The following is a 23,331-nucleotide window of genomic DNA, read 5'->3' on the forward strand; positions in this document are numbered from 1 at the left end:
TAAACTGGTTTGAAATTTTGTATAGCCATGATTCATATCATCAATCATAACTTCTAGCTCATGCCACTAAACCAATAATGGCTTTGAGCCTGCACTTAAGCAACTGTAGCGATACTAGCTTTAAAGCTCTCAAGGATAGGCTCAAGCAAAGCGAATTTACGCTTGTAACTGACTTGGTTGACGATTAAACGCGAAGAAACATCACAGATATGATCGAGCGGCTCTAAGCCATTAGCAATTAACGTATTACCTGTATCGACCACATCGACGATTAAATCACCCAATCCTACTAGCGGCGCTAGTTCCATTGAGCCATAAAGCTTAATCACATCCACTTGCTGACCTTGACTGGCAAAATAAGCACGGGCCACATTGACATATTTAGTAGCGATACGTAGGCGACGCTGCGGCAATACTGCGCCTTTGATACCTGCGGTCATCAATTTGCATTGAGCAATTTTTAGGTCTAGCAGCTCATAGACGTGATTAGCGCCATGCTCAAGAAGTACATCCTTGCCTGCTACACCAAAATCAGCAGCAGCATGTTCTACATAAGTAGGCACGTCACTAGCGCGCAAGATTAATACTCGTACATTAGGATTAGTAGTCGGAAAGATAAGCTTACGTGAAGCAGAAGGATCCTCCAGTAACTCAATACCAGCGGCCTTTAATAAAGGCATAGTCTCTTCTAGAATACGGCCTTTAGATAGAGCCAAAGTCAAACCGTTGAATTCACTATCCACTTCATTTAGTAAAGCATCATCTTGCAAGCTTGCCGTTTGCTCAAAGTTGCTTTTATCAGTCTCAGTTTTATCAGTCATAAGGGCTGTTTGTCCATCTACGGTTATTACCTCTTGCCGACGCCATCTCATCAATTAGATGTTTAACTTCTATAGCACTGCAAAGAGGATATTTTTATAGCCAAGTACCAGTGTTTTGCCGATCACTAAGCATTTAAATAGCTAGGCGTTTAAACTATTAGGCATTTAACTAATAAAGCACTTAAATAGCCAAGCGCTTAACTAGAAGTAGCTTAGCTATTTAACGCGCCATTACGCTAATTATTATCAATCGTTAGAATTGATACGCTCGATAGTGACTCCTAAAGCGCGTAGTTTGTTTTCAACATCTTCGTAGCCACGATCGATATGATAAATACGGTCAATCAGACTCTCGCCTTCAGCAGCAGCGGCAGCCATTACTAGTGACATTGATGCCCGTAGATCAGTAGCCATTACCGGTGCTGCAGTAAAGTGTTCAACGCCTTTTACCACTGCCGTATGACCATCTACTTGAATAGAAGCGCCCAAACGATTCAGTTCAGGAACATGCATATAACGGTTTTCAAAGATATTCTCAATAAAAGTACTAGTGCCATCCGCTAAGCAAGAAATAGCCATCAGCTGCGCTTGCATATCAGTAGGAAAGCCTGGATGCGGTTGGGTACGGATATCGACGGCATGCGGACGTCCAGTCATCTGAGCGCGAATCCAGTCATCACCTGTAGTGATCGTCGCACCCATCGACTCAAATTTTTCTAATACTGGAATCAATAACAAAGAAGAAGTCTTTTTGGTAATTACATCGCCGCGAGTCATCAATGCGCCGGCCAGATATGAGCCAGTCTCGATACGATCAGGTACTACAGAATACTCACAACCATGTAGACGCTCAACGCCTTCAATAGTCATAGTTGCTGTGCCTATGCCGCTGATTTTAGCACCCATAGCTACGAGCATATTGGCCAAATCAACGACTTCTGGTTCAAGAGCACAATTGCCTAATACTGTAGTGCCTTTGGCCAATGCTGCTGCCATGATGACGTTTTCAGTACCACCAACCGTCACCATGTCAAAAGAGAAGTTACAGCCAATAAGCTTGCCACCTTTAGGAGCTTGCGCTTTTACATAACCGTTCTCTACGCTAATCTCAGCACCCATAGCTTCAAAGGCCTTGAGATGCTGATCTACAGGGCGTGAACCAATGGCACAGCCACCAGGTAGTGACACTTCGGCTTCACCAAAACGAGCTAATAATGGCCCTAGCACTAAGATAGAGGCCCGCATAGTCTTGACTAAGTCATAAGGCGCATAAAAATTATCGATATTTTTAGTGTCGCAAGTAACCGTAGACTCTTGCTTTTCGATGTCGATGCCCATGCCACCAATCAATTTAATCAGAGTACGCACATCTTGTAACGACGGCACGTTATGCAAAGTCGTTGGGGTTTCAGCCAATATCATAGCGGCAAGTAAGGGTAATGCGGCGTTTTTGGCGCCTGAAATATTGACTTCGCCTGCGATACGACTGCTGCCGGTGATTAAAAACTGATCCATAGGGGTGACAACCTGATTAAAATGATAAGGAATGATATAAGTAAAATAGTAATGTAGCGGCGAGGTGTTTAGTTTTGCTGTTGAACTTCCCACTCGCTAGGGGTCAAGGCTTGAATGTTTAGTGCGTGAATATCACCACTGGCAATCTTATCATTTACTAAGGCATAGACCGCTTGTTGGCGTTGTACTGAGCGTTTGCCCTCGAAGCTGGCATCGACTACGCGTACATCGAACTTAGTACCTTGATTAGCCGCTTCAATAAAAGCGTCTGGATAATGCTGCTGTAAAAATGCGATTAAATCGTCAGCGTTCATGCTCATAAAATATCCTGTCTGCAGCGGTGAAAGTTTATTTTTAACTCAAGTTAAAAAAACCGCTTAAAAATAGGGTGAACACTATAGTGAAAATATTAAAAATACTATAGTGAGAATATTAAAAAATATATTTAGAATGGCGACATTATAACAAGAGTTTGACTATCTTACAGCACTGTCTGTCGCCATCTACTTACGCAACCTCAGCGTAGCTTAGTTGAGCTCTTTGTCTAAATAAGTTAATACTTGCGCGCGCACATCATTGACCCAACGAAAAGGAGCAGCCATCGCGCCGATGCTAGTAGCATGACTGGCTCCTTTGATCACACCGGTTTCAACAGTTACTCCGTAGTCCTTAAGTGCCTTGGTCATTTTAATAGTATTAGTATCATAGACAATCTTATCTTTTTCCGCCGTAAGCAGTAGATAAGGAGGCTGCGAGCCTTTTATATGTCGATCAGGCATCACCTGATCTGGGGTAGCATCAGCAGCGAACGCACTAGTGCCACCATATTGACGGAAATCATAGCTATAAGGGCCAGCAATACCGACTACTGCCTTAATATCAGTAGCCCTAAGCCCATAAGGGGCCAAAAAATCTTCGTCAGATATTGCTGCTATGGCATTAAAAGCGCCCGCTGAGTGTCCAACTACCGCCAGACGCTTAGGATCAGCGTGGAACTTAGTAGCATTATCATGACTCCAAGCGATAGCTTTAGCAGTATCTTGCACAAAATCAGGGTAAACATGCTCCGGCGCTTTACGATAATTGATTACAGCCGTGACATAACCTGCCTGCGCAAAGCTTTGACCAACAAAGGCATAATCCTCTTTGTTACCGTTCTCCCATGAGCCGCCATGGACGAACACTACCATAGGATAGCTATCATTAATGGCATGCTGTGCCTGCATCGCTTTCGCTAATGGTTTTGGATAATAAATATCTAAGTTTTGCAGCTTAGACTCACCATAAGCGATATCTTTACTGACACCCACACCACCACTAGATGAGATACCATTGACGATACCTAATGCCGATAGCGCTTGTGCCTGCTGAGTGGCGATAGCTAACCCCCCTAAAGCTATGGCAGCACTCACCCCTATACTAGCCAGCTTGAGGACGCGTACTTTAGCAATAGGTATATCAGCATTATCACTATTCAATGACTCATTATTTGATACTGCTGATGCTTGATCTGAATCCTTCATTATTAAGTATCCCTGTTGTATTGAGTGCTTAGTCGCTATTAATTCGACCAGTTAGGACTCTATTGCTCATTGTTTCTATCTGATTATTATCTTAGTCGTTAGTTTAATATTTGCCGTATTTTTACTGTTACATCTATTAGGGCTTATTGTGAAGAATAGCTAAACCTAGACCAAGGATAGAAACATTGTTATACAACCTATTAACGATTGTGAGCAAAGAAAAATAAAAAATAGCACTACTTAATACAACAGCGAATGACAGCCTATCAATAAGCTATGGATCCTTATACAAATCAATATAAGGGCTAGATGAGCCTTGCACAGCGCTACTGCTTCTAATAGCTGGAAGCGGAGCAACCACAGGAGCATTGTTTGGCAGCGCTGCGGCCTCAGCAGTCGGGTTCAAATTGCGCTCATACATGATATCTTCATCGCTGATCGATGCGCCATTATCATTGACTAAAGTAGTCAATAACACTAACTCCGTGACACCAGCAGTATCATTAGCCACATCGATTAACAGACTTTGCTGAGTGGGTGTCATTCGTCCCATCACATAAACCACACCATTATTAGTTACGGTTTTGATTTGAGAAGATTTTATCTTATCACTAGCGAATGCCTTGGCAGTTAGCTTAGAGCTAATATAACCATCTTGCACCGTAGCGCTGTAGCCACGAGCCACGCCAACGCTAAGCTCATTATAAACGCGGCGCACATCTGGCATAGAGCTAATCACTTGCTCTACTTGGGCTTTGATTGTCTCACTAGGCACTTCACCACTGAGCAATACTTCACTATAAAAGCTATTAAAACTTATACGGCTGTTCTGTTGTAGGTTTTGATCTAAAGCATAAACATTGATCTTGGCCGTATGCTCAATACTACGATCAAGTAATCGCTGGGGAATAGTACGTTCGGTCACTGGCACCCCATAAGTACCTTGCGCACTACTGGTCAAATAATTAGTAGTACAGCCAGTACTGATTATAGCCGTTATGGCCATGACACCGATCATAGCTCGGTGTGACGAGATAAGGTTTTTGGACCGATGTATCCTTGTCATTATCTGCCTCATAAAATAGGGTGGTTAAAGTTGATTGTTGAGTGCTATTAAAGGTCTAATGCGGTTTTCATCTAAAATATGCGGTTTAACGTAACGCTACTTTACTTAATTTTCACTGCTGGCCGTTAGGTTTTTGGTAACGATACCTTATTGGTTACTGTCTGTCGGTGACGACTTCAAATAGGTGGCGACTTCAAAACAGCTCTGTTAAAGAAGCTATCTGCCACATTACGGTTCATTATAAAGTAGTAAGCATTATAAATTGACACTAACTTATGATAGGACGTTACCAAGCTTGAGCCACGAACGCACTTATCAACCAATTCGGCTGACAATTAGGCTGTTTTTGAGTACTTAGCCCTTTATCTATATCATAAACCACGACATCAAACCGACACTCATAGTCAGCGTAATGAGGATACTGTTGTAAAAAGTACTGAGCGGTTTTTATAACTTTGGCCTGTTTGCGTGCAGTAACGCTTAAGGCAGCATCACCAAAGTTTGAGCGTTGACGCTGCCTAACTTCGACAAACACTAATGTCGGTCTTTTTGGTCCTAGCTGTAACATCACTAAGTCCAGCTCCCCTACTTTTGGCTGCTGCCAATTCTTTGCTACTAGGGTTAGACCCTGTCGCTGTAAAAACTCACAAGCCAGCTGCTCATAATAGTTACCTTGCAGCTGCTTAGGTGAAGTGGCTAATAAAGGACGTTGAGCTTGTTTCCTTGGCTCACTGTCTTTGGTAGTAAGCCTTTTATTAGTAATATTTTTAGCATTATTAGTTTTAACCGTCTTGTCTGTATGGCTACTTTTAGAGCTAGCTTTAGTTTTGTAGGTGCTTGTCCTATTATCGTTAGTCATATAAGGGGCTCACAACCGTATAAATAAACAGAAGTATAATTAGAGCCGATTTGTTAACTCACTAATAGTATTTATAACCGTTTAACAAACGCTCAATGCAGAATTATCATAGCACAACATGGTAAACTAACCTTTTTTTCTACTTAATATTTAGCTATTCTAAATAAAGCTTAAGAGGTTTTTATGTCTGCTCCCACCAAAATGCCAGCTTGTCTATATATTGTCGCCACGCCGATTGGCAACCTTGGCGATATGACAGCACGCGCGGTGGATACCCTCAAACAAGTGGCTATTATTGCTTGTGAAGATACTCGTACTTCTGGCCGACTGTTAGCGCATTTTGGTATAGACACTAAGTCTAATAAAGACTCTAATACAGACAACAGTGCCGACCAAACGCTCAGTCAGAACAATAGCAGTATCCCTGATAACCATTCATCAGACTCTTTAATGCCGCCAGATAATGGTGCAGCTAAAGAGGAAGCATCTAATAAAAAAGGTCATAATAAATTATGGGCCTACCACGAACATAATAGTGCGATTCAAACCCCAAAAATAATTGAGATGATTCAACAAGGTCATTCAGTGGCACTAATTAGTGATGCCGGCACACCTTTAGTCAGCGATCCTGGCTATCAGTTGGTACAAGCCGCACACGCAGCAGGAGTCGCCGTATCACCAGTAGTAGGCGCATCAGCGGCTATCGGTGCCTTGTCAGTAGCTGGCCTGCCCTCTGATCGCTTTAGCTTTATTGGCTTTTTGCCCGCTAAGACTCACGGTCGTCAAAAACAGCTAGACGCCTTAAAGTCCGCTACTGAAACTCTAATATTCTATGAAGCGCCGCATCGTATTATTGCCAGTTTGCAGGATATGGCCACCGTATTCGGTGGTGAGCGCCAAGTGACATTCTGTCGCGAACTGACTAAGACTTTTGAAACTGTACATAAAAGTACCCTTGAGGCGCTGATAGAGTTCGTCAAAGCCGATGAAAATCAGCAACGTGGGGAGATGGTAATCGTCGTGGCTGGTAATAATGTCGCCGCCGATGATGACGACTTAAGTGTTCATGATGCGTTGTTAAAACGTCTATTAGAAGACTTGTCAGTCAAAAAAGCCGCGGCCTTAGCTGCTGATATTACTGGAGTCAAAAAGAACGCCCTGTATCAGCGTTTGTTAACCTTACAACAATAAAAAACCTTAGCACCAGTAACTGACTAATAACTGTAGATAGGTGTTAGCCTTTTTTAACCATTTCATTAATATTTATTTTCAATATTTCAGCCAAAGGGAGTAGTTATGTACGACGTAATGGCAGTAGGTAATGCGTTAGTTGATCATGAGTATGTATTATCAGACGCCGCCTTAGAGGATACTGGTTTAACTAAGGGCAATATGACTTTAGCGGAGCTTGCAGAGCAGCAGGAGCTGTTAGCGTTTTTGGCGCTAGCAGATATTAAGTCAGCTAAACAAGCTGGTGGTGGGTCTGCTGCTAATACTATGTTCACTTACGCCAGCTTAGGCGGCAAGCCGTTTTATGCTTGCCGAGTCGGCGATGATGAGCCGGGCAAGTTTTATTTGCAGGACTTAAATCAAGCAGGCGTAACTACCTCAGAGCAGTCGATTCATGCTGGTGGCGTCACAGGTACTTGTGTAGTAGCAATCACCGATGATGGCGAACGCACTATGCAGACTTACCTAGGTACTTCAAGTGAGATTAGCGAAGATAATATTAACTTTGAAGCTTTGATCGATGCCGAATGGTTATATCTAGAAGGCTACTTAGCAATGTCAGAAAGTATCCAGCCGGCGATGATTAAACTGCGCCAACAAGCGGGTATCCACGGCACCAAAATCGCAGTAAGTTTTGCTGATCCTGCAGTGGTAAAGTTTGCCAAAGAAGGCTTGCTCAATATGCTTGGCAATAAAGTATCAGTGATATTTTGCAATAGTGAAGAGGCGCGCCTATTCACTGAGAAAAAGCAATTAAAAGCCGCAGCACGAGCATTGCTCGATTATTGCCAGACTGCTGTGGTCACTGATGGGGCTAACAGCACTATTATCGCTCATAGAGCTGAAGATGATGAAGGCGAGATTATCATTCATGAAGTCGCTACCCCTAAAGTCGCTGATGTTATCGATACTAATGGTGCAGGCGATAACTATGCTGGCGCATTTTTATATGCTTTAGCTCAGCAATATACTCTGCCAGAATGTGGTCACCTTGCCGGCGAAGTTTCTGCACAAATTATTCAGCAGTTCGGCCCACGTCTAGAGTCACAACGCTACAAAGACATCGCCCGTAGAGTACTGACTGTCTAAAACTACTGTCAGACGCTGTGAAGAACTATTAAAAATGAGTCACTGAGCAAAATTCTGACACTGATTAAGACAAAAAACCCATAGCGCTGTTATAGCTGCGCTATGGGTTTTTATTTGCCAATGGTTTGCTTGATAGCTGGCTAGCTGTTGCTTATTCATTAAGCTAGTCCAGCAATTAAACCAACCCAGCCATTAAGCTAAACTAAGCTAAGCTTAGCTAAGCTTAGCTAGTAATCAAGCCAACTTCTTCGAATTAAGCACAAGCTAAAGCTTGAGCCAAATCTGCTTTGATATCCTCGATATGCTCGATACCAATAGACAAGCGCACCATATCTTCACTAACCCCTGCTTGCTCGAGCTCTTGACCATTAAGCTGACGATGAGTAGTAGAGGCCGGATGACAAGCTAGTGACTTAGCATCACCAATATTGACTAAGCGCGTGATTAATTGCAAAGCATCAATAAAGCGTGCTCCTGCCTCGCTGCCACTTCCTTCTCCACTATTTCGGACGCCAAAAGTTAGAATCGCTGATGGTGTGCCTTTCATATACTGGTTGGCCAACTCATGATCAGGATGATCGGCTAAGCCGGCGTATTTTACCCAAGCTACTTTATCATGATCACGCAAATACTCAGCGACCGCTTGCGCATTCTGTACATGACGCTCCATGCGTAAGCTCAAAGTTTCAATACCTTGCAAAATACCAAAGGCATTGAGTGGACTCAAAGCGGCGCCAGTGTTACGTAATGGGGCTACACGTGCCCGCGCAATAAAGGCAGCTGCACCAACATCTTTGACGAAGTTCACCCCATGATAGCTAGCGTCAGGAGTATTTAGTAGTGGAAAGCGTTCAGGATAGTCACCCCAAGGGAAAGTGCCACTATCAACAATAGCGCCCCCAATGGAAGTGCCCGTACCGCTCATATACTTAGTCAACGAATGAATCACGATATCAGCGCCAAACTCAAATGGACGACACAGTGCTGGAGTAGCAACCGTATTATCTATAACTACTGGCACCCCATATTCATGAGCGATGTCACTTAGTGCTTGGATATCAACGATATTACCTAAAGGATTACCGATACTCTCAGCAAAGACCATTTTGGTTTTGTCATCGATCAAATCCCGAATAGCCTCAGGATTGTTATAGTCGAAGAAACGCACTTCAATACCTTGGCGTGGCAAGGTGTGAGCAAATAGATTGTAAGTACCCCCATAAAGCGTTGATACTGCAATGATGTTATCGCCCATCTCGCAAATAGTCTGCACGGCATAAGTGATAGCAGCCATACCCGATGCTACAGCAAGACCGCCAAGACCACCCTCTAAGGCGGCTACTCGCTCCTCTAATACCGCATTAGTAGGGTTCATAATACGAGTATAGATATTACCTGCGACTTTTAGATCAAATAAGTCAGCCCCATGCTGGGTGTTATCGAACGCATAAGAGCTAGTGTGATAAATGGGTACCGCTACTGCTTTAGTGGTAGGTTCCACACTATACCCAGCATGAATCGCTAAAGTTTCTAGACGCGGCTTAGTTTCTAATTGATTTTTTACTGGCTCCTGCTTATTACTCATAACTAACTCCTTGTTAAAAAATAAAATTAAAAATGGCTATAGAGTTTATTAATAGTATTTATTATCCGTGTTTATTAATGACACTTTGCTTAAAACACTTATTAATAAACCCCTCGCCATAAAAAAAGCTGAGTTAATAGTAACCCAGCTTCGTTATGAATAGAATAGCAATTTTTTAATCAACTAATGACTTTTATGAATAAGCAATCTTTGGATATTAGCAGAGCATTATTGATATTTTTTATTTATAGTAAGCATTCTCAGTACTAGTATGGTCAGTCTCGTCAATAACTTGAGTTAACTCTGGTATTTGCTGCTTAAGCTGTACTTCAACACCTTGACGTAAAGTCATGTCAACCGCTGAACAACCTTGACAACCACCACCGAATTTCAATACCGCAGTAAGGCCAATACCTTCTTCTTCAATAAGCTCTATTAAATCAACCATACCACCATGTGCCGCTAAGCCAGGATTAATCTCCGATTGCAACACATAGTTGATGCGCTCTTCAACACTAGCATCAGCACCAACTTTTGGTACTTTTGAATTGGGGGCACGGAAGGTCAGCTGACCACCGAAACGGTCTTTATTATAATCAATTACCGCATCTTCTAGATAAGGTACTGAAGACGCTTCAATAAAGGCGGCAAAATTGTCATAGCTAAACTTTAAATCAGCGCTGTCTTCTTCGCCCGGCTGATTGTAAGCCATACAACATTCGGCACGCGGTGTACCTGGATGCTCAACGAAGATACGCACACCAATACCGTCAGTATCTTGCTTCGATAGCAAATCAGCTAAGTAGGCTTGAGCGGATTCAGTAATAGTAATATTACTTTTAGTCTCAGTTTGCTCAGTGTCTAATGCTGACTCATATTCTGTTGCTTGGCTGTCAGCAGGTGCGATATCGGTTGGGGTCTGTTCACTCATAATTGGCTCTCATTGAGTTGTAGGTGTTGAGACATCAGGGTTTAATAGCTAAACCTAGCTTATAAAAGCAACGGTGTCAGAAATTTGCAAAAAATGAAATTGGTCATGGCTATCAGCCAAGCTATCTAGCAGTAAACTTTATAGTTATAGGAATTTGACAATAACTGCTAGCGAGGTATAGGGTCTATTATAACGCAAACAGTAGCTAATTCCGACTGCCCTACTGTGATTTAAAGTTATCTTCTACTTATAGGTAACTTTGATTTTTCTTATGATGGCGACTAAGGGCTGCTAGTATCTATCTATTAGTAGCTACATCTTAGTATCTATATTAAGGTCAGCTCGTCGATTATCAACCATCGTCTTATATCAGCTGTTAATAATGTTTACACTAACTATTTTAATAGCTTAGCTAGCGCCTAATACCCTAACTGAATTTATGCTTAGACGACTTTCTAAGTATTGCTAACTGACTATATACTAGTCATTTTGATACTCTAAAGTTATTAAATAACATTCTGTAATTAAAAAGAGTCCGCCTTATGAGTACTGAAAGCTTGCATCTAGTGACTACTAAAGACGGTGAAAAAATTGCCGTCTGGCATCTTGCCGCTAGAGTAAAAGCTGATTATGTAAGCCAAGCTTCTGCAGTCGATAATCCTAGCATTCATGTAAAAGCTAAGAGCCAAAACATCTTGTTAATCCACGGTACTTTTTCTGACAAAAGAGTCAGCTTAGGGATTGCTGGCTACTTAGCTAAGCTTGGGCATAATTGCTACATTATGGAGTGGCGTGGCCATGGAACCAGCTCAACTCCTAAAGATAAATTCAATTTTGAAACTGTGGCTTTTTATGATATTGAGGCTAGTCTTCACTATCTCTTTGAGCAATTAAAATTAGACAACTTACATGCAGTCACTCATAGTGGCGGCGGTATTGGCTTGACTATGTGTCTAACTCAAAATCAGCATTATATTAATAAAATAAGCAGTATCAGTATGGTGGCTTGCCAAGCTTATGGAGCAGTATTAAATCGGCAAAGCTATAGCAAAATCTTTTTGCTAAAAACCCTAACTCGATGGCTCAATCATTTGCCTGCTAAACGGCTCAAACTCGGTCCAATTAATGAGAGCTACCACACTATGAGTCAGTGGTATAACTGGAATTTAAATAAAAACTTTCATAGTAACTTATCTCAACAAAGTTTAAATCTGGCAGGTTTTACTGATAAAACCGACTTTGATTATCGCCTGCTAATGCCGTCTATTACTATTCCTATCTACGCTATAAGTGCTAAAGGCGATCATTTTATCGCGCCACCTAGTGGCTGCCAGCTATTTTTAAATGATTTTAATAATCCAGCAAATGCCTTCCGTGAGTTCTCGAGCACCAATGGCGATTTGGAAGATTATAACCACAGTCGAGTTATCTTAAGTAGCAATGCCGCCAAAGAGATTTGGCCAACGATTGCCGCTTGGATTGAGCAACATAAGAGATAATGGCTTATATTTTTTATTAACCCCTCTATTAGGGCGTGTATCTAGACGATCATAGCCGAGCATGACTTGCTTGCTCTAGTTACTCTACCACCCTGCATCAATAATATTCATACCTTACAACACATCTTTATACTTGCCAGTTCCTAAGCGCCTGTGTCAGTATTAGCGTCATTAAATAATTTTGAAAAACTGCTAGATGTTTTGCAGGGAGTAAGCACTTATGAGTGAATTGACAGCAAAAGACTTAGATCAAAAAGACAACAAACACTATAAATACTTAGTTTTTATTGGCCGTTTTCAGCCGTTTCATAGCGGGCATAAAGCGGTCATTGATGAGGCACTAAAGCGTGCTGATGAAGTGATTATGCTTATCGGCTCGGCCAACTTACCGCGTAGCTTACGCAATCCTTTTACCGTCGATGAACGTACCGCAATGATTAAGGGCGCTTATTCAGAAAATGAAGCCGCTAGAATCCATTGTGTAGCACTCGATGACGCCCTCTATAACGATACCCGTTGGCTTAAATATGTACAAGCCGGCGTACGCTCCGTCACTGGTGATCTACACGCTGACATCGGTCTCATCGGCCACTCTAAAGACAGCTCATCATACTATTTATCCTTATTTCCCAATTGGGCCTCTGTTGCGGTTCCTAACTATCAAAATCTATCTGCCACCCCTATTCGGGACAGCTATTTGATGGGAGCAACCCCGACCCCAGAGCGTACGCCAGAGTCGACTCGTAAAGTGTTAAATGAGTTTAAAACCAGCGCAGATTATAAGCAGTTAAATGAAGAAGCTGGCTTTATTGATACCTACAAAAAGCAATGGGAAGCCGCGCCTTATCCACCAACTTTTATGACTGCGGATGCGTTAGTAGTTCAGTCTGGGCATATCTTATTAGTAGAGCGCCGTAGTATGCCAGGACGGGGTCTCTGGGCGTTGCCAGGTGGTTTTCTCAATCCTAAAGAAACCTTATTTGACGCTTGCATCCGTGAGCTACGCGAGGAGACTCGTCTAAAAGTGCCTGAGCCAGTATTGCGTGGCTCTTGTCATAGTCAGCATACTTTTGATGATCCTTATCGCTCGGCGCGTGGTCGCACTATTACCCAAGCTTTTTATCTTCAATTGAAGAACGACGCCAAAGGTTTGCCAAAAGTAAAAGGCGGCGATGATGCTGCACAAGCATTTTGGCTACCCTTAGCTGAGCTGGATGCCAAGATGATGTTTGAAGATCACTATGCGATTATTACCAAGATGGTCGGTTTATAGCGACTATCAAGGTTATAACTGACTAGCTTTTAGATTAAAAAAATCGATATAATTTTATAACTTTTATAACTTTTATAACTTTTATAGCTTTTACGATTTGTATAGCGGTTATAAAGACCGTTTTGATATTAAGCATTTCGACATAAGCTATTTCGAAACACTTAGTTTTTAGCGCCTAAGCCGATAGACGGCAAAGGTTAATCCCGCCGCAGTTGACCGTATTAATCAAGAGAAACTGCGGCATCTCAAAGCAGAGGAGTTCTGTGATGTACACTAGTAATTTTAATAATTTGATTCTCAATAGCGACAGCTATAAAACCTCACATTGGGTGCAATACCCAGCGGGCAGCGAGTATATGTCCAGCTATGTTGAGGCTAGAGGTGGCGACTACGACGTAGTATTCTTCGGCTTACAGGCCTTTATTAAAGAGTATCTTAGTAAACCTATTACTCAGCAAGATATTGATGAAGCCGAAACTATCATCCAAGCCCATGGTTTGACTTTTAACCGTGCTGGCTGGGAGCTTTTATTAGCAAAACATGACGGTTATTTACCGCTACGTATTGAAGCGGTACCTGAAGGCAGTATCGTGCCAGTATCCAACGTGGTCTGTCAGATTATCAACACTGACCCTGAATTCTATTGGCTGCCTAGTTATATCGAGACTTCCTTATTACGGGCTATTTGGTACCCCTCGACGGTTGCCAGCGTCTCACGTTACTGCAAAGGGATTATTCGTCAAGCCTTGGAAAAATCCGCTGACAATATTGACTCGCTACCGTTTCGCCTACATGACTTTGGCGCTCGTGGTGCATCGAGTTTTGAGTCGGTGGCACTCGGCAGCTTGGCGCATTTAGTGAATTTTTCGGGTACTGACTCGATGACCGCTTTAGTAGCGGCCAGTCGTTGGTATGGTATGAATAAAGACATGCCAGCCTTCTCTATCCCAGCAGCGGAACACAGTACTATGACCGCTTGGGGACGCGAAGGGGAAACAGCTGCTTATGCCAATATGCTCAAGCAATTCGGCGGCGAAGGTAAAGCCTTTTCGGTAGTTTCTGACAGCTATGACTTATGGAACGCTATTGACAATATTTGGGGCGACAGCCTAAAAGATGAGGTCAAGAATATGGGCGGTACTTTAGTTATCCGACCCGATAGTGGTGAGCCGATCAAAGTTGTCCGTGAGGCCTTACAACGTTTAGCTGTCAAGTTCGGTACCACCATCAATAGCAAAGGCTATAAAGTATTGCCCGACTATGTACGCATCATTCAAGGTGACGGTATTAGCCCGCAGAGTCTAGGTAAAATCGTCGATGCGGTTATGGAAGCTGGCTTTAGCGCAGATAATATTACCTTTGGTATGGGCGGCGGTCTATTGCAACAAGTCAACCGCGATACTATGAGCTGGGCGATGAAAGCTAGTGCTATCTCTATCGATGGAAGCTGGAAAGAGATCTATAAAGACCCTATCACTAGCCACTCTAAACGCTCTAAAAAAGGTCGTTTAGCCTTGATAGAAGACAGTAATGGCCAGCTAAAAACTATTAAAGCTGATGAGTTAACGGCCCATAGTGTTAACTTACTACGTGACGTCTTCGTCGATGGCAAACTACTCACTGAAGACAGTCTAACGACTATTCGGGAGCGTGCCCAATGGTAGCTACTGCTAACCTAAAATCTACTGCAAAAGATTTGTTTTTAGCTCCTATTTACATTTATCAAGGTCGTAAAGTTAAGCGCGATACTATTCGTCTACCTGAGCCTGAAGGCATACGCTACGGGCAAGTAAAACTTATGGACTCAACTAAAAGCAGTAGTGCTGATGCTTATGTTGATACTGATACTAGTACGGATCAGGGCACGCTTAAGATCATGGTGGTTGGTGATTCAGCAGCGGCTGGGGTTGGTAGTCAGACCCAACAACAGGCGCTGGCTGGTAGATTAATCCCAGCTTTACAGCAGCAAGCGCTAGTTAACGAGACCTTTGCGGCACAGTTTGATGAATTGAGCTGGTCGGTGCAAGCGACTACCGGCCATACTAGCTTCGATATTCTAAGGCGCTTGTACATCCTGCCTAAACCTAGTCAGCCTATCGATGTGATGGTGCTAAGCGTTGGGGTTAATGATACTACAGCGAATGTTGCGGTCGATAAGTGGCAGCAGCAGATACAAGAAATCATCGCTATTGCTAAGCGCAAGTTTGCGGTGCGAGTGCTGATTTTTTCCAGCTTACCACCTATGGCACAAATGCCAGCCTTGCCAGCGCCTTTGGGTAACTTTATTGGCGCAAAAGCTTCTAAGCTGGATAAAGTATTGTGCGATATTTGTGCTGAATACCAAGGTGTGAGCTATATGGCCACTGACTTTCCACGGATGATAGCTGAGCACTCTAATGGCACGCCGATCGATATTGCAGTGATGTTTGCCAGCGATGGCTTTCACCCTAGCAGCTTAATGTACGGCTATTGGGCACAGCAGTTAGCGGAACTGATTACTGAACTGCTTACTACTGAACAGGGTGCATGAGGTTTAGTATCCAGTCCACTAACAGCTAAAACAGCTGATTTTATAGTAAAAAAAACCACTGAATAATCAGTGGTTTTTTTATCTTAATACTATTATCTAACTTAGGTAAAACAAACTTACCTAGTAAGATAGTCTTACTCAGCAGGAGTAGCGTCTTCAGCTTTCTTATTACGGCCACCGAATGCACCAAAGCGTTTGTTAAAGCTAGCAACACGGCCTTCAGTAGAAGTTTTGCGTTGTTCGCCAGTATAGAACGGATGCGATGCACTTGAGATATCAAGTGGGTAATATGGGTATTCTGTACCTTCATATTCGCGAGTAGTTTTAGTCTTAACCGTTGAACGGGTTAAGAAATAAACGTCAGCGTTAGTATCATGGAACAAAACGTCATGGTAATCAGGATGAATATCTTTACGCATAATAAACTCTCTATGTCCGATGTATGATCACTATTACTGGCAATTTGCCAAACTTATATATTAGCCTTAAATACTAAGTTTCTGTAAAAAGCACATACGTAACTGAGGCACTAAGCACATCTATAAATCTGGCAATCACGTCACTGGCTTATTCCAGTACCCGACACCAAATCTCTGCTCTCTTAGCCTTCCACAGCGGGAAAATCAAAGGGCGATTTTAACTTCTTTTGCTTATCTATGCAAGCCATCAGTAACCACCAGCAAAAATTCCGCTGAGAGTTAATCGTTAGCATTATGTATTCAAAGTTTATAGTGTAACAATATTATTAAGTATTTTTTCATAAAGCTACTGACTTCTACTTATAGATAAGTTATAAATAATGAGTAACTGTTACAGTTGACTGTTCGCATGCTAATGCTGAACAGCTATTACTAATCTTCGAATATTTAATAAATTCTAATTAGCAGGAATAATAAATTATGACTCGTGTTTCATTACCTACTATAGCCAAAACATTACTCATCAGCTCAGCGCTAGCTGTCACTACTCTCGCCAGCGCGGCTATGCCAACTCAATGGCAACTTGATAACTCGCACACTCGTGTCGGCTTTTCAGTTGAGCATTTAGGGTTTTCGACTACTATGGGACATTTCGACAAAGTCGATGGCAGCCTCAATTATGATATGAAAGCCCCTAATAAAGCGCAGATGAACTTTGTGATTGATACTAATAGTATTAACACAGCATGGGAGGCTCGTGATAAGCATTTGAGAACGGCTGATTTCTTCAATGTGGAAAAATACCCAACGATGACTTTTAAGTCAACACAAGTAAACTTCATCAATCCTATTCAAGCTAAAGTTACTGGTGACTTTACTTTATTAGGTAAGACTATGCCGCTAACTTTAGACGTCACTTTGAAAAAAATTGCTAATAGTCCGATGACTAAAGAGCCAGTTATTGGCTTCCGTGCCACTGGTAATATTGATCGTGCTGCTTATGGCATGACTACTTTTGCTGCAGGCATCACTACTAATGTACCTATTCAAATCGATGGTGAGCTAATCCAGAAGAAATAAACGGATGGTTGGAAGAAAACTCGTCAAGTCAGCTTAGTCTTTCTTTAGCTACAAATAAGATTGCAATCCCAAATAAAACAGCAGCTACGATAAACGTTAGCTGCTGTTTTTATTATAGAATAACTATATTATGTAGAGGATTAGGTTGAAGCTTGAGAACACTCTATTTAGTGCGTACTACATGCCATACACCAAGCTTGTTATCACCGTCTGTATCGCCGACTTTGGTATCATTAGCGTAGAAGTATAATGGCTTACCGTTTGCAGCCCATTGATAAGTACCATCTTCACGTTGGAATGCTGAGAACTGACCTGAAGCTTTAGCATTACTAGGGGCGGTAAATGCTGGCCAAGCAACAGTACAGACTGAACCACATTCTGACTTATTCATGGAATCTTTATCAAAAGTATACAATGTCATTTTATTTATTGAATCAACCAACACCCCGTTCATACTAGTAACTGGAGCGGTATTACTGACAGTGGCTTGCACATCCTGCATACCTGAATTGCCCATTCCCATCATATCTTTCATGGTTGTACAGCCGGTAAGCGTTAAAACTCCTGCTAACGCTGACAACATAATAATATTTTTCATAGCGACTTCCTTATTGTGAAAAATTTAGTATCTTTATTAAGTCTAAGGTATTCAAACACCTAAATATTCTAAACTATTATTGAGCTTTTTTAATATATCACAGGTTCACATTAAGTCGATTCTATTGGCTATTATACTTACAAAACATATCATCTAATACTCATAACCACTACCTATATAAGCCGTTGCTAAGTCAGCTGCTTATCACCAATGCTGTTTGTAGTGTTCTAGTATATCTAGCGCTTTCCTTTGACAAAATGAACGTACGTTCTTACCAATTTACTGTCATGTTGACTATTATTTTAATTAAAATAAGGTCATCTATAATAAGGTGTATTAAAAAATTTGTAATACAACTATCTCGACAGTCACTGCCTATTGAACTCGCCAATCATTGCACTCATATAATAAATACTATGAGTAACTACACTTCTGCAAACCAAATAACTCCAATCTTAATACCAGTAATAAGCAGTATTAAAATCAACACCGCTAGCGTAATGCTGAACCAATACTAAGTAAATGCAACTTTGACTGCCTGTTGTAAGCCTATATTAGTGCTAACAATAATGTTGATGTTCACGACATAAAGGATATGACAACGACGATGATGCCATTCTCTGATAACCCTTACTCTGAGGCTTTTAAATTACAGCCTCATAATGATAATAACAGCAGCTTTAGTCAGACTAAGACCAAACGTGTTGGTATCCTTGGTGGCGGTACTGCAGGTGCCACTATTGCCATACGTTTAGCTGCGTTGGGGCTTGAAACCTATTTATTTGAGAAAAAAACCTCGCTTATTGATGGTCCACCAATGTGTCATCTACACGCTGGTGGTAATTTATACCGTGAGATTCCTGATGAAGATTGCGTAGCGCTATTGAAACAGTGCATCGATATCTTACGTCTTTATCCTTATACTATTGATGTGCGTCCGACAGTGTTCGCTGTACCTACTCGCGATGAAGGGCTGCCTGAAGACTTGTTACCGCGCTTAGATATCTTAACGGACGCTTATCGTGATCTTATCGCGCAAGATATTAATAATAAAGTCTTAGGTGAGCCGGAAAATTATTATCAACTCTATAGCCATGCACAGCTGATTGAGTTGTCTCAGCGTCCACAAGTAGCAGTTCCTACTAATGTCGATGAATGGATGATACCTGTTGCTAAATATCTTGATTTAAACAAAGTAAAGTATCCGTTAATTGTAGTACAAGAATATGGTTGGAATATCTTCCGCTTGGCAGCCTCGGCCCAGTTGGCACTAGCTGAGTATGAGCATGCTCATGTGTTTACTGATACCAAAGTTCGGCAGGTAGTAGCCGTCGATTGTACTGACTGTACTAATGCTAACCACCATGTCAGTAAATGGCGTATCGACTATCAGCAAAATAGCCAAGCAATCAGGCATGCTACTGCTAGCGGTTGTGAAGACGATAGCGCAAATGTAGAGTCTATCGAAGTCGATTATTTGGTTAATGCTTGTGGCTTCCGTACGGGTATCATCGATGATATGGTTGGGATTGAAGTCACTCGGATGGTTGAGTTTAAGTCCTCTTATATCACTCAGTGGGATGATGCGGGCGGTCAGATACCAGAGATCATCATTTATGGGGCTCGTGGTACGCCAGAGGGTATGGCTCAACTGACTCCTTACCCAGGGGGTTATTTTCAAATCCATGGTATGAGTAAGTTTATTACCTTGTTCGATGACGGCTTAGTGGCTTCTACTAAAGATAGTGCTCAGCCCAAACTGCCACAGCAGTACGTGCATTATATCGAAGATGGCTGGGACAAAGCACCATTACAAGCGCGTAGCCAGCAGTCCATTGACTATGTAGCAGAGTTTGTACCGACCTTTAATAGTGCTAGAACCATAGGCAATGCCTTATATGGTGGCCAACAAATTCCAGGCGAGGATGATACGCTGCGAGTTGCAGATGTCAGCTTGTATCCTAATCTACACTATGCCCGTGCCGAAAACGTCAAAGCGTCGTCTACTTTGATTGCTGCTGATGAGATCGTTGAGCAGTTAACTGAACTTGGACTGTTAGAAAGCAACTTGCCAGGCAATGAGAGTCGCTATGCTCATCAGTGGGACTACCTTGCTCATAACGATAGTTCAAGCATAGATGTAGCTGCTAGAGTATTAGCTAAGCTGCGTGGCTTCCCTATTCGCATGGCTGATGTCAATCATAGCGTGAATGAGATAGCACTAGATGACTTAACCCCTGCTTCTGTCTAAATGTTGTTATGAGTATTGTGATTAGCTTAGTGAATCATAATGCCAAGCTAACCGTTTTAAAGTTAAAAAAGGGCATAGATTATTAATCTATGCCCTTTTTCTCATTCTAATTCGCGCTTTATAAAAGCCAGCTAACAGCCACTATATAAAACTTGGCCTTTAGCCATCGAGTGTAACTGAGGCTGTTAGTTTCCTACCATTTTTTTGGTGTCGACAGCTTCGTCAATTTTGACTATTGCTTGTAATAAATCAATAGCTTCTTCAATCGTGTTGCAAACCACTAAACGATCGAGATCCTCTTGCTTCATAAAACCTTGATCAGCGGTATATTTAAGATGCTCAATCAAGCGGTTATAAAAACCGTTAATGTTAAGAATAATCATCGGTTTTTCATGTTGATACAACTGTCGCCAAGTAGCGATTTCCATAATTTCTTCTAAGGTACCCAGACCGCCTGGTAGAGTAATAAAAGCATCAGCATATTCTGCCATAACTGTCTTACGGGTATGCATAGTATCAGTCAGATGCAAGCGTGTTAGTTTTTGATGAGCAATTTCATGCTTGAGCATAAAGGTCGGAATCACACCAACAGCTTGCGCGCCATTATCAATCACCCCATCAGCTACTGCACCCATCAGACCGATACTAGCACCACCATATACTAGGCCCATGCCGTTGTTGGCTAAAGCGCTACCTAATTGGCGGGCCGCTTGTTCATAAACCTCATCATTACCTAAACGTGAACCACAATACACTGCAACTAATGGCATGGCTAAAGTGGATTTGTCTACTGCTTGTTCTATATTAGCTATATCTTGGCTAGTAATAACTTCATAAGTCTCATTGTTAATTTTCATTTGCATAAATTAGCCTTAGGTTGAGTTTCTAGTTGTAAGTTGTTTTACTTGAATTATGATGCTAAGTTTTATCTGTGACTGCGGCGATATAAAATCTTTCGCTAATTCGTTGGATTCAGCCCCTATTTATCTTACCATAAGCCATGCTATTAGATGCTAGCAACGATTTATCACTACGTAATTAATACAGGATGACGTAGTTAGGCAGTAAAAAACCAACCGCTTAGGAGATGACTAATGCCAGACAATCACCCGCTTGAAGACCATCTGCCTGAGCAGCCATTAGGTAGTACTATAGGGCTTAATGCTAGCGCTATCGAAAGCTACTCACTGACCATAATGACTGAGCGTAATAAAGCCTTAGCGGCTACTGTTTACCGACCTAATACTGATGTAAACAGCGTAAAAAAAGCCATAATGATAGCGCCAGCTACTGGTATCAAACAGCAGTTTTATCATAATTTTGCTAAGTTTTTAGCTGAGCAAGGCTTTGGAGTAATTACTTTTGATAATGAAGGAATCAGCGACTCACTCTCCACTACTTTAGCTAAATGCGATGCCTAGCTAATTAGCTGGGGCCGTCATGATATGAGTGCAGTTCTGGATGCTTTGCATTATGAGTTTACTGATGCGAGCTATCATCTATTAGGACATAGTGCTGGTGGTCAGTTAATTGGTTTAATGCCTAATTATGCGGCTATTAGCTCAGTATTTAACGTCGCTTGTTCATCGGGGCGTATCAAAAATATGGCTATGCCTTACCGGCTCAAAGCGTCAGGTTTTATGCAGCTATTTATCCCGCTAAGCAACCTAACTTTGGGCTATACGGCCGCTGACAAAATCGGTATGGGGGAGCCTTTACCCAGCGGCGTCGCTAGACAATGGCGCGAGTGGTGCAACGGTGCTGGCTATATCAAGACTGCCTTTGGCAAAAGTATTCACACTCACTTTTACGACCACCTCACTATGCCGTCGTTATGGCTAGGCTTTAGCGATGATGATATCGCCAATAGTGACAATATCGATGACATGACTAGGGTCTATAGTCAGATGCCAGTGCAAAAGCACTTCTTGCATCCTCAAGACTTCGGTCTAGATAGCATTGGGCACATGCGCTACTTCAGTCGCAAAACCTATCAACAAGCCCCAGAGCTGTGGCAGATGGCGGTTGATTGGTTTAATGGTAATTAATCCTCAAAACCACTATTAACCAGTGATGATTGCTGCGCCATCATCATAATAGCGAAGATAGTAGTTATCGCCAAAATAGCCAGTGCCAGCAAACTCAGTGTCCGCAAACATTGCAATAGTAGCTGACCAATGATTTACAGCTACTAGTATTACCCGCTATTTTGCTCTGTATCCTTCAGTTTTGCAGCAGTTATACGCTCAGTCAAAGCCGTATGTAATGAGGGCTGCATATTATGAATATTACCTAGCATCCACTTAATATAGTTGATCGGTACTTCTTTGATAGCTTGACCTTTATACTTGCCAAACGGCATCTTGCTCACGGGATTAGCGGTGTTGGAGATTTTGTGAGCAGCGGCAAAGTCAGTAGCATCAATCTCCAAGCGCTCACAACAAGCCTTATAAAGTAAGTAACACATCCGCGCATCGCCTAGCGCATCGTGGGCGGCTATGGTCATTTTACTGGCCTCGCCTTTACCCAATAGCTGTTCGATACATTTGGACTGACCATAAAACCGCCATTCTGGAAAAGCGGCGCGTGCCAGCCGCACCGTACATATCAGCTTAGTCGATGGCTTGCCAATCACTCGCCAGTCAAAGCGAACATTATGGCCAATAAGATACTCTGGTAATTCGAACTCATCCAACTGAAAACTTGCCAGACCTGCGACACGCTCATTAGTAATGCCATGCACTTTTATCACTACAGGCGATATCGAACGGCCACTGTTAAAATACTGCATCCACTCAAAACCGGTAGCAACATTTATAGTCGCTACTTGAATAGGTCTTGGATCACTTCCTTGATCAGTTTCGGTATCAATAATAAGCGCTGTAGCAACGGGAGTCATAAGCAGTAGCCATTATAATATATAGAAAATTTATGGTTAAACACCATTGAATAAAGTCTAAAATAATCTTTATATATTAGGGCGTGTTGAGCGTTCACAAGTAGACACCGCCTTGCCCGTCTGCAAGATAAGAAGGCGGTTATCTTAGGATTGCTACCAACAC

Annotated in this window: 22 protein-coding genes; 10 read left to right on the forward strand and 12 right to left on the reverse strand. The window is 42.1% G+C overall.

Going from position 1 to position 23,331, the window contains the following annotated elements; translation table 11 throughout:
- Positions 1 to 95: 95 nt before the first annotated feature.
- From hisG to KZA12_RS12755, 6 genes are all read right to left on the reverse strand, one after another.
- The gene (hisG, locus tag KZA12_RS12730) at positions 96 to 821 is read right to left on the reverse strand and encodes an ATP phosphoribosyltransferase (protein WP_227677253.1); all 726 of its coding nucleotides are present in this window, start codon (positions 819 to 821) and stop codon (positions 96 to 98) included.
- 246 nt (positions 822 to 1,067) lie between these two features.
- Positions 1,068 to 2,336 carry a UDP-N-acetylglucosamine 1-carboxyvinyltransferase gene (gene murA, locus KZA12_RS12735; protein WP_201623255.1) on the reverse strand — a complete coding sequence of 423 codons (1,269 nt, stop codon included), beginning with the start codon at positions 2,334 to 2,336 and terminating at the stop codon, positions 1,068 to 1,070.
- Between the two features lie 68 nt (positions 2,337 to 2,404).
- On the reverse strand, positions 2,405 to 2,656 hold the full coding sequence (locus tag KZA12_RS12740) for a BolA family protein (protein ID WP_306301027.1): 252 nt from the start codon (positions 2,654 to 2,656) through the stop codon (positions 2,405 to 2,407).
- Between the two features lie 207 nt (positions 2,657 to 2,863).
- Entirely contained in the window at positions 2,864 to 3,859 is a 996-nt protein-coding gene (locus KZA12_RS12745; protein ID WP_218690481.1) for an alpha/beta hydrolase, read from the reverse strand.
- A 274-nt stretch (positions 3,860 to 4,133) separates the two neighbouring features.
- Positions 4,134 to 4,925: a BON domain-containing protein gene (locus KZA12_RS12750; RefSeq protein ID WP_218690482.1), complete on the reverse strand. Its 792-nt coding sequence runs from the start codon at positions 4,923 to 4,925 to the stop codon at positions 4,134 to 4,136.
- 286 nt (positions 4,926 to 5,211) lie between these two features.
- Positions 5,212 to 5,784 (reverse strand): YraN family protein, encoded by a 573-nt coding sequence (locus KZA12_RS12755; RefSeq protein ID WP_218690483.1) that lies wholly within the window; start codon positions 5,782 to 5,784, stop codon positions 5,212 to 5,214.
- Positions 5,785 to 5,967: 183 nt separating this feature from the next.
- Between KZA12_RS12755 and rsmI the strand changes: the two genes are divergently transcribed.
- A complete protein-coding gene (gene rsmI / locus KZA12_RS12760; protein WP_218690484.1) occupies positions 5,968 to 6,975 on the forward strand; it encodes a 16S rRNA (cytidine(1402)-2'-O)-methyltransferase in 1,008 nt (335 codons plus the stop codon).
- Between the two features lie 105 nt (positions 6,976 to 7,080).
- On the forward strand, positions 7,081 to 8,103 hold the full coding sequence (locus KZA12_RS12765; protein ID WP_201624363.1) for an adenosine kinase: 1,023 nt from the start codon (positions 7,081 to 7,083) through the stop codon (positions 8,101 to 8,103).
- A 253-nt stretch (positions 8,104 to 8,356) separates the two neighbouring features.
- Here the strand turns inward: KZA12_RS12765 and KZA12_RS12770 are convergent, their stop codons facing one another.
- Together KZA12_RS12770 and nfuA are read right to left on the reverse strand one after the other, a co-directional pair.
- Complete coding sequence (locus tag KZA12_RS12770) at positions 8,357 to 9,688, reverse strand: O-acetylhomoserine aminocarboxypropyltransferase/cysteine synthase family protein (protein ID WP_218690485.1); 1,332 nt, start codon at positions 9,686 to 9,688, stop codon at positions 8,357 to 8,359.
- A 241-nt stretch (positions 9,689 to 9,929) separates the two neighbouring features.
- A complete protein-coding gene (gene nfuA, locus KZA12_RS12775; protein ID WP_227677342.1) occupies positions 9,930 to 10,619 on the reverse strand; it encodes a Fe-S biogenesis protein NfuA in 690 nt (229 codons plus the stop codon).
- A 542-nt stretch (positions 10,620 to 11,161) separates the two neighbouring features.
- Here nfuA and KZA12_RS12780 point away from each other — a divergent pair.
- The 4 genes from KZA12_RS12780 to KZA12_RS12795 all read left to right on the forward strand — a co-directional run bounded on the left by KZA12_RS12780 (position 11,162) and on the right by KZA12_RS12795 (position 15,921).
- Complete coding sequence (locus KZA12_RS12780) at positions 11,162 to 12,118, forward strand: alpha/beta fold hydrolase (RefSeq protein WP_218690486.1); 957 nt, start codon at positions 11,162 to 11,164, stop codon at positions 12,116 to 12,118.
- A gap of 220 nt (positions 12,119 to 12,338) precedes the next feature.
- On the forward strand, positions 12,339 to 13,391 hold the full coding sequence (locus KZA12_RS12785) for a bifunctional nicotinamide-nucleotide adenylyltransferase/Nudix hydroxylase (RefSeq protein WP_218690487.1): 1,053 nt from the start codon (positions 12,339 to 12,341) through the stop codon (positions 13,389 to 13,391).
- 266 nt (positions 13,392 to 13,657) lie between these two features.
- Positions 13,658 to 15,055 (forward strand): nicotinate phosphoribosyltransferase, encoded by a 1,398-nt coding sequence (locus KZA12_RS12790; protein ID WP_218690488.1) that lies wholly within the window; start codon positions 13,658 to 13,660, stop codon positions 15,053 to 15,055.
- Positions 15,049 to 15,921, forward strand: coding sequence for an SGNH/GDSL hydrolase family protein (locus KZA12_RS12795; protein WP_201624354.1), 873 nt, complete (start codon positions 15,049 to 15,051; stop codon positions 15,919 to 15,921). The genes KZA12_RS12790 and KZA12_RS12795 overlap by 7 nt, the downstream gene beginning before the upstream one ends.
- A 134-nt stretch (positions 15,922 to 16,055) precedes the next feature.
- Here KZA12_RS12795 and KZA12_RS12800 read toward each other — a convergent pair whose 3' ends face one another.
- Positions 16,056 to 16,340 (reverse strand): type B 50S ribosomal protein L31, encoded by a 285-nt coding sequence (locus KZA12_RS12800; RefSeq protein WP_201624352.1) that lies wholly within the window; start codon positions 16,338 to 16,340, stop codon positions 16,056 to 16,058.
- A 480-nt stretch (positions 16,341 to 16,820) separates the two neighbouring features.
- On the opposite strand from KZA12_RS12800, the gene KZA12_RS12805 reads away from it, so the two are divergent.
- Positions 16,821 to 17,420 carry a YceI family protein gene (locus KZA12_RS12805; RefSeq protein ID WP_201624350.1) on the forward strand — a complete coding sequence of 200 codons (600 nt, stop codon included), beginning with the start codon at positions 16,821 to 16,823 and terminating at the stop codon, positions 17,418 to 17,420.
- Between the two features lie 163 nt (positions 17,421 to 17,583).
- Here KZA12_RS12805 and KZA12_RS12810 read toward each other — a convergent pair whose 3' ends face one another.
- The gene (locus KZA12_RS12810) at positions 17,584 to 18,018 is read right to left on the reverse strand and encodes a hypothetical protein (protein ID WP_201624348.1); all 435 of its coding nucleotides are present in this window, start codon (positions 18,016 to 18,018) and stop codon (positions 17,584 to 17,586) included.
- A 595-nt stretch (positions 18,019 to 18,613) separates the two neighbouring features.
- Here KZA12_RS12810 and KZA12_RS12815 point away from each other — a divergent pair.
- Complete coding sequence (locus tag KZA12_RS12815) at positions 18,614 to 20,269, forward strand: FAD-dependent oxidoreductase (RefSeq protein ID WP_256932967.1); 1,656 nt, start codon at positions 18,614 to 18,616, stop codon at positions 20,267 to 20,269.
- A 185-nt stretch (positions 20,270 to 20,454) separates the two neighbouring features.
- Here the strand turns inward: KZA12_RS12815 and KZA12_RS12820 are convergent, their stop codons facing one another.
- Entirely contained in the window at positions 20,455 to 21,132 is a 678-nt protein-coding gene (locus KZA12_RS12820; RefSeq protein ID WP_218690489.1) for a TIGR00730 family Rossman fold protein, read from the reverse strand.
- Positions 21,133 to 21,363: 231 nt separating this feature from the next.
- Here KZA12_RS12820 and KZA12_RS14960 point away from each other — a divergent pair, with 231 nt between their 5' ends.
- Positions 21,364 to 21,690 carry a hypothetical protein gene (locus KZA12_RS14960; RefSeq protein WP_256932968.1) on the forward strand — a complete coding sequence of 109 codons (327 nt, stop codon included), beginning with the start codon at positions 21,364 to 21,366 and terminating at the stop codon, positions 21,688 to 21,690.
- A gap of 24 nt (positions 21,691 to 21,714) precedes the next feature.
- A complete protein-coding gene (locus tag KZA12_RS12825; protein ID WP_256932969.1) occupies positions 21,715 to 22,317 on the forward strand; it encodes a hypothetical protein in 603 nt (200 codons plus the stop codon).
- Between the two features lie 149 nt (positions 22,318 to 22,466).
- On the opposite strand, the gene KZA12_RS12830 is transcribed toward KZA12_RS12825, so the two are convergent.
- The gene (locus KZA12_RS12830; protein WP_218690490.1) at positions 22,467 to 23,168 is read right to left on the reverse strand and encodes a putative quorum-sensing-regulated virulence factor; all 702 of its coding nucleotides are present in this window, start codon (positions 23,166 to 23,168) and stop codon (positions 22,467 to 22,469) included.
- Positions 23,169 to 23,331 lie beyond the last annotated feature (163 nt).

Source organism: Psychrobacter sp. BF1 (genome assembly GCF_019279065.1).
In the GTDB taxonomy this organism is placed as follows: Bacteria; Pseudomonadota; Gammaproteobacteria; order Pseudomonadales; family Moraxellaceae; genus Psychrobacter; species Psychrobacter urativorans.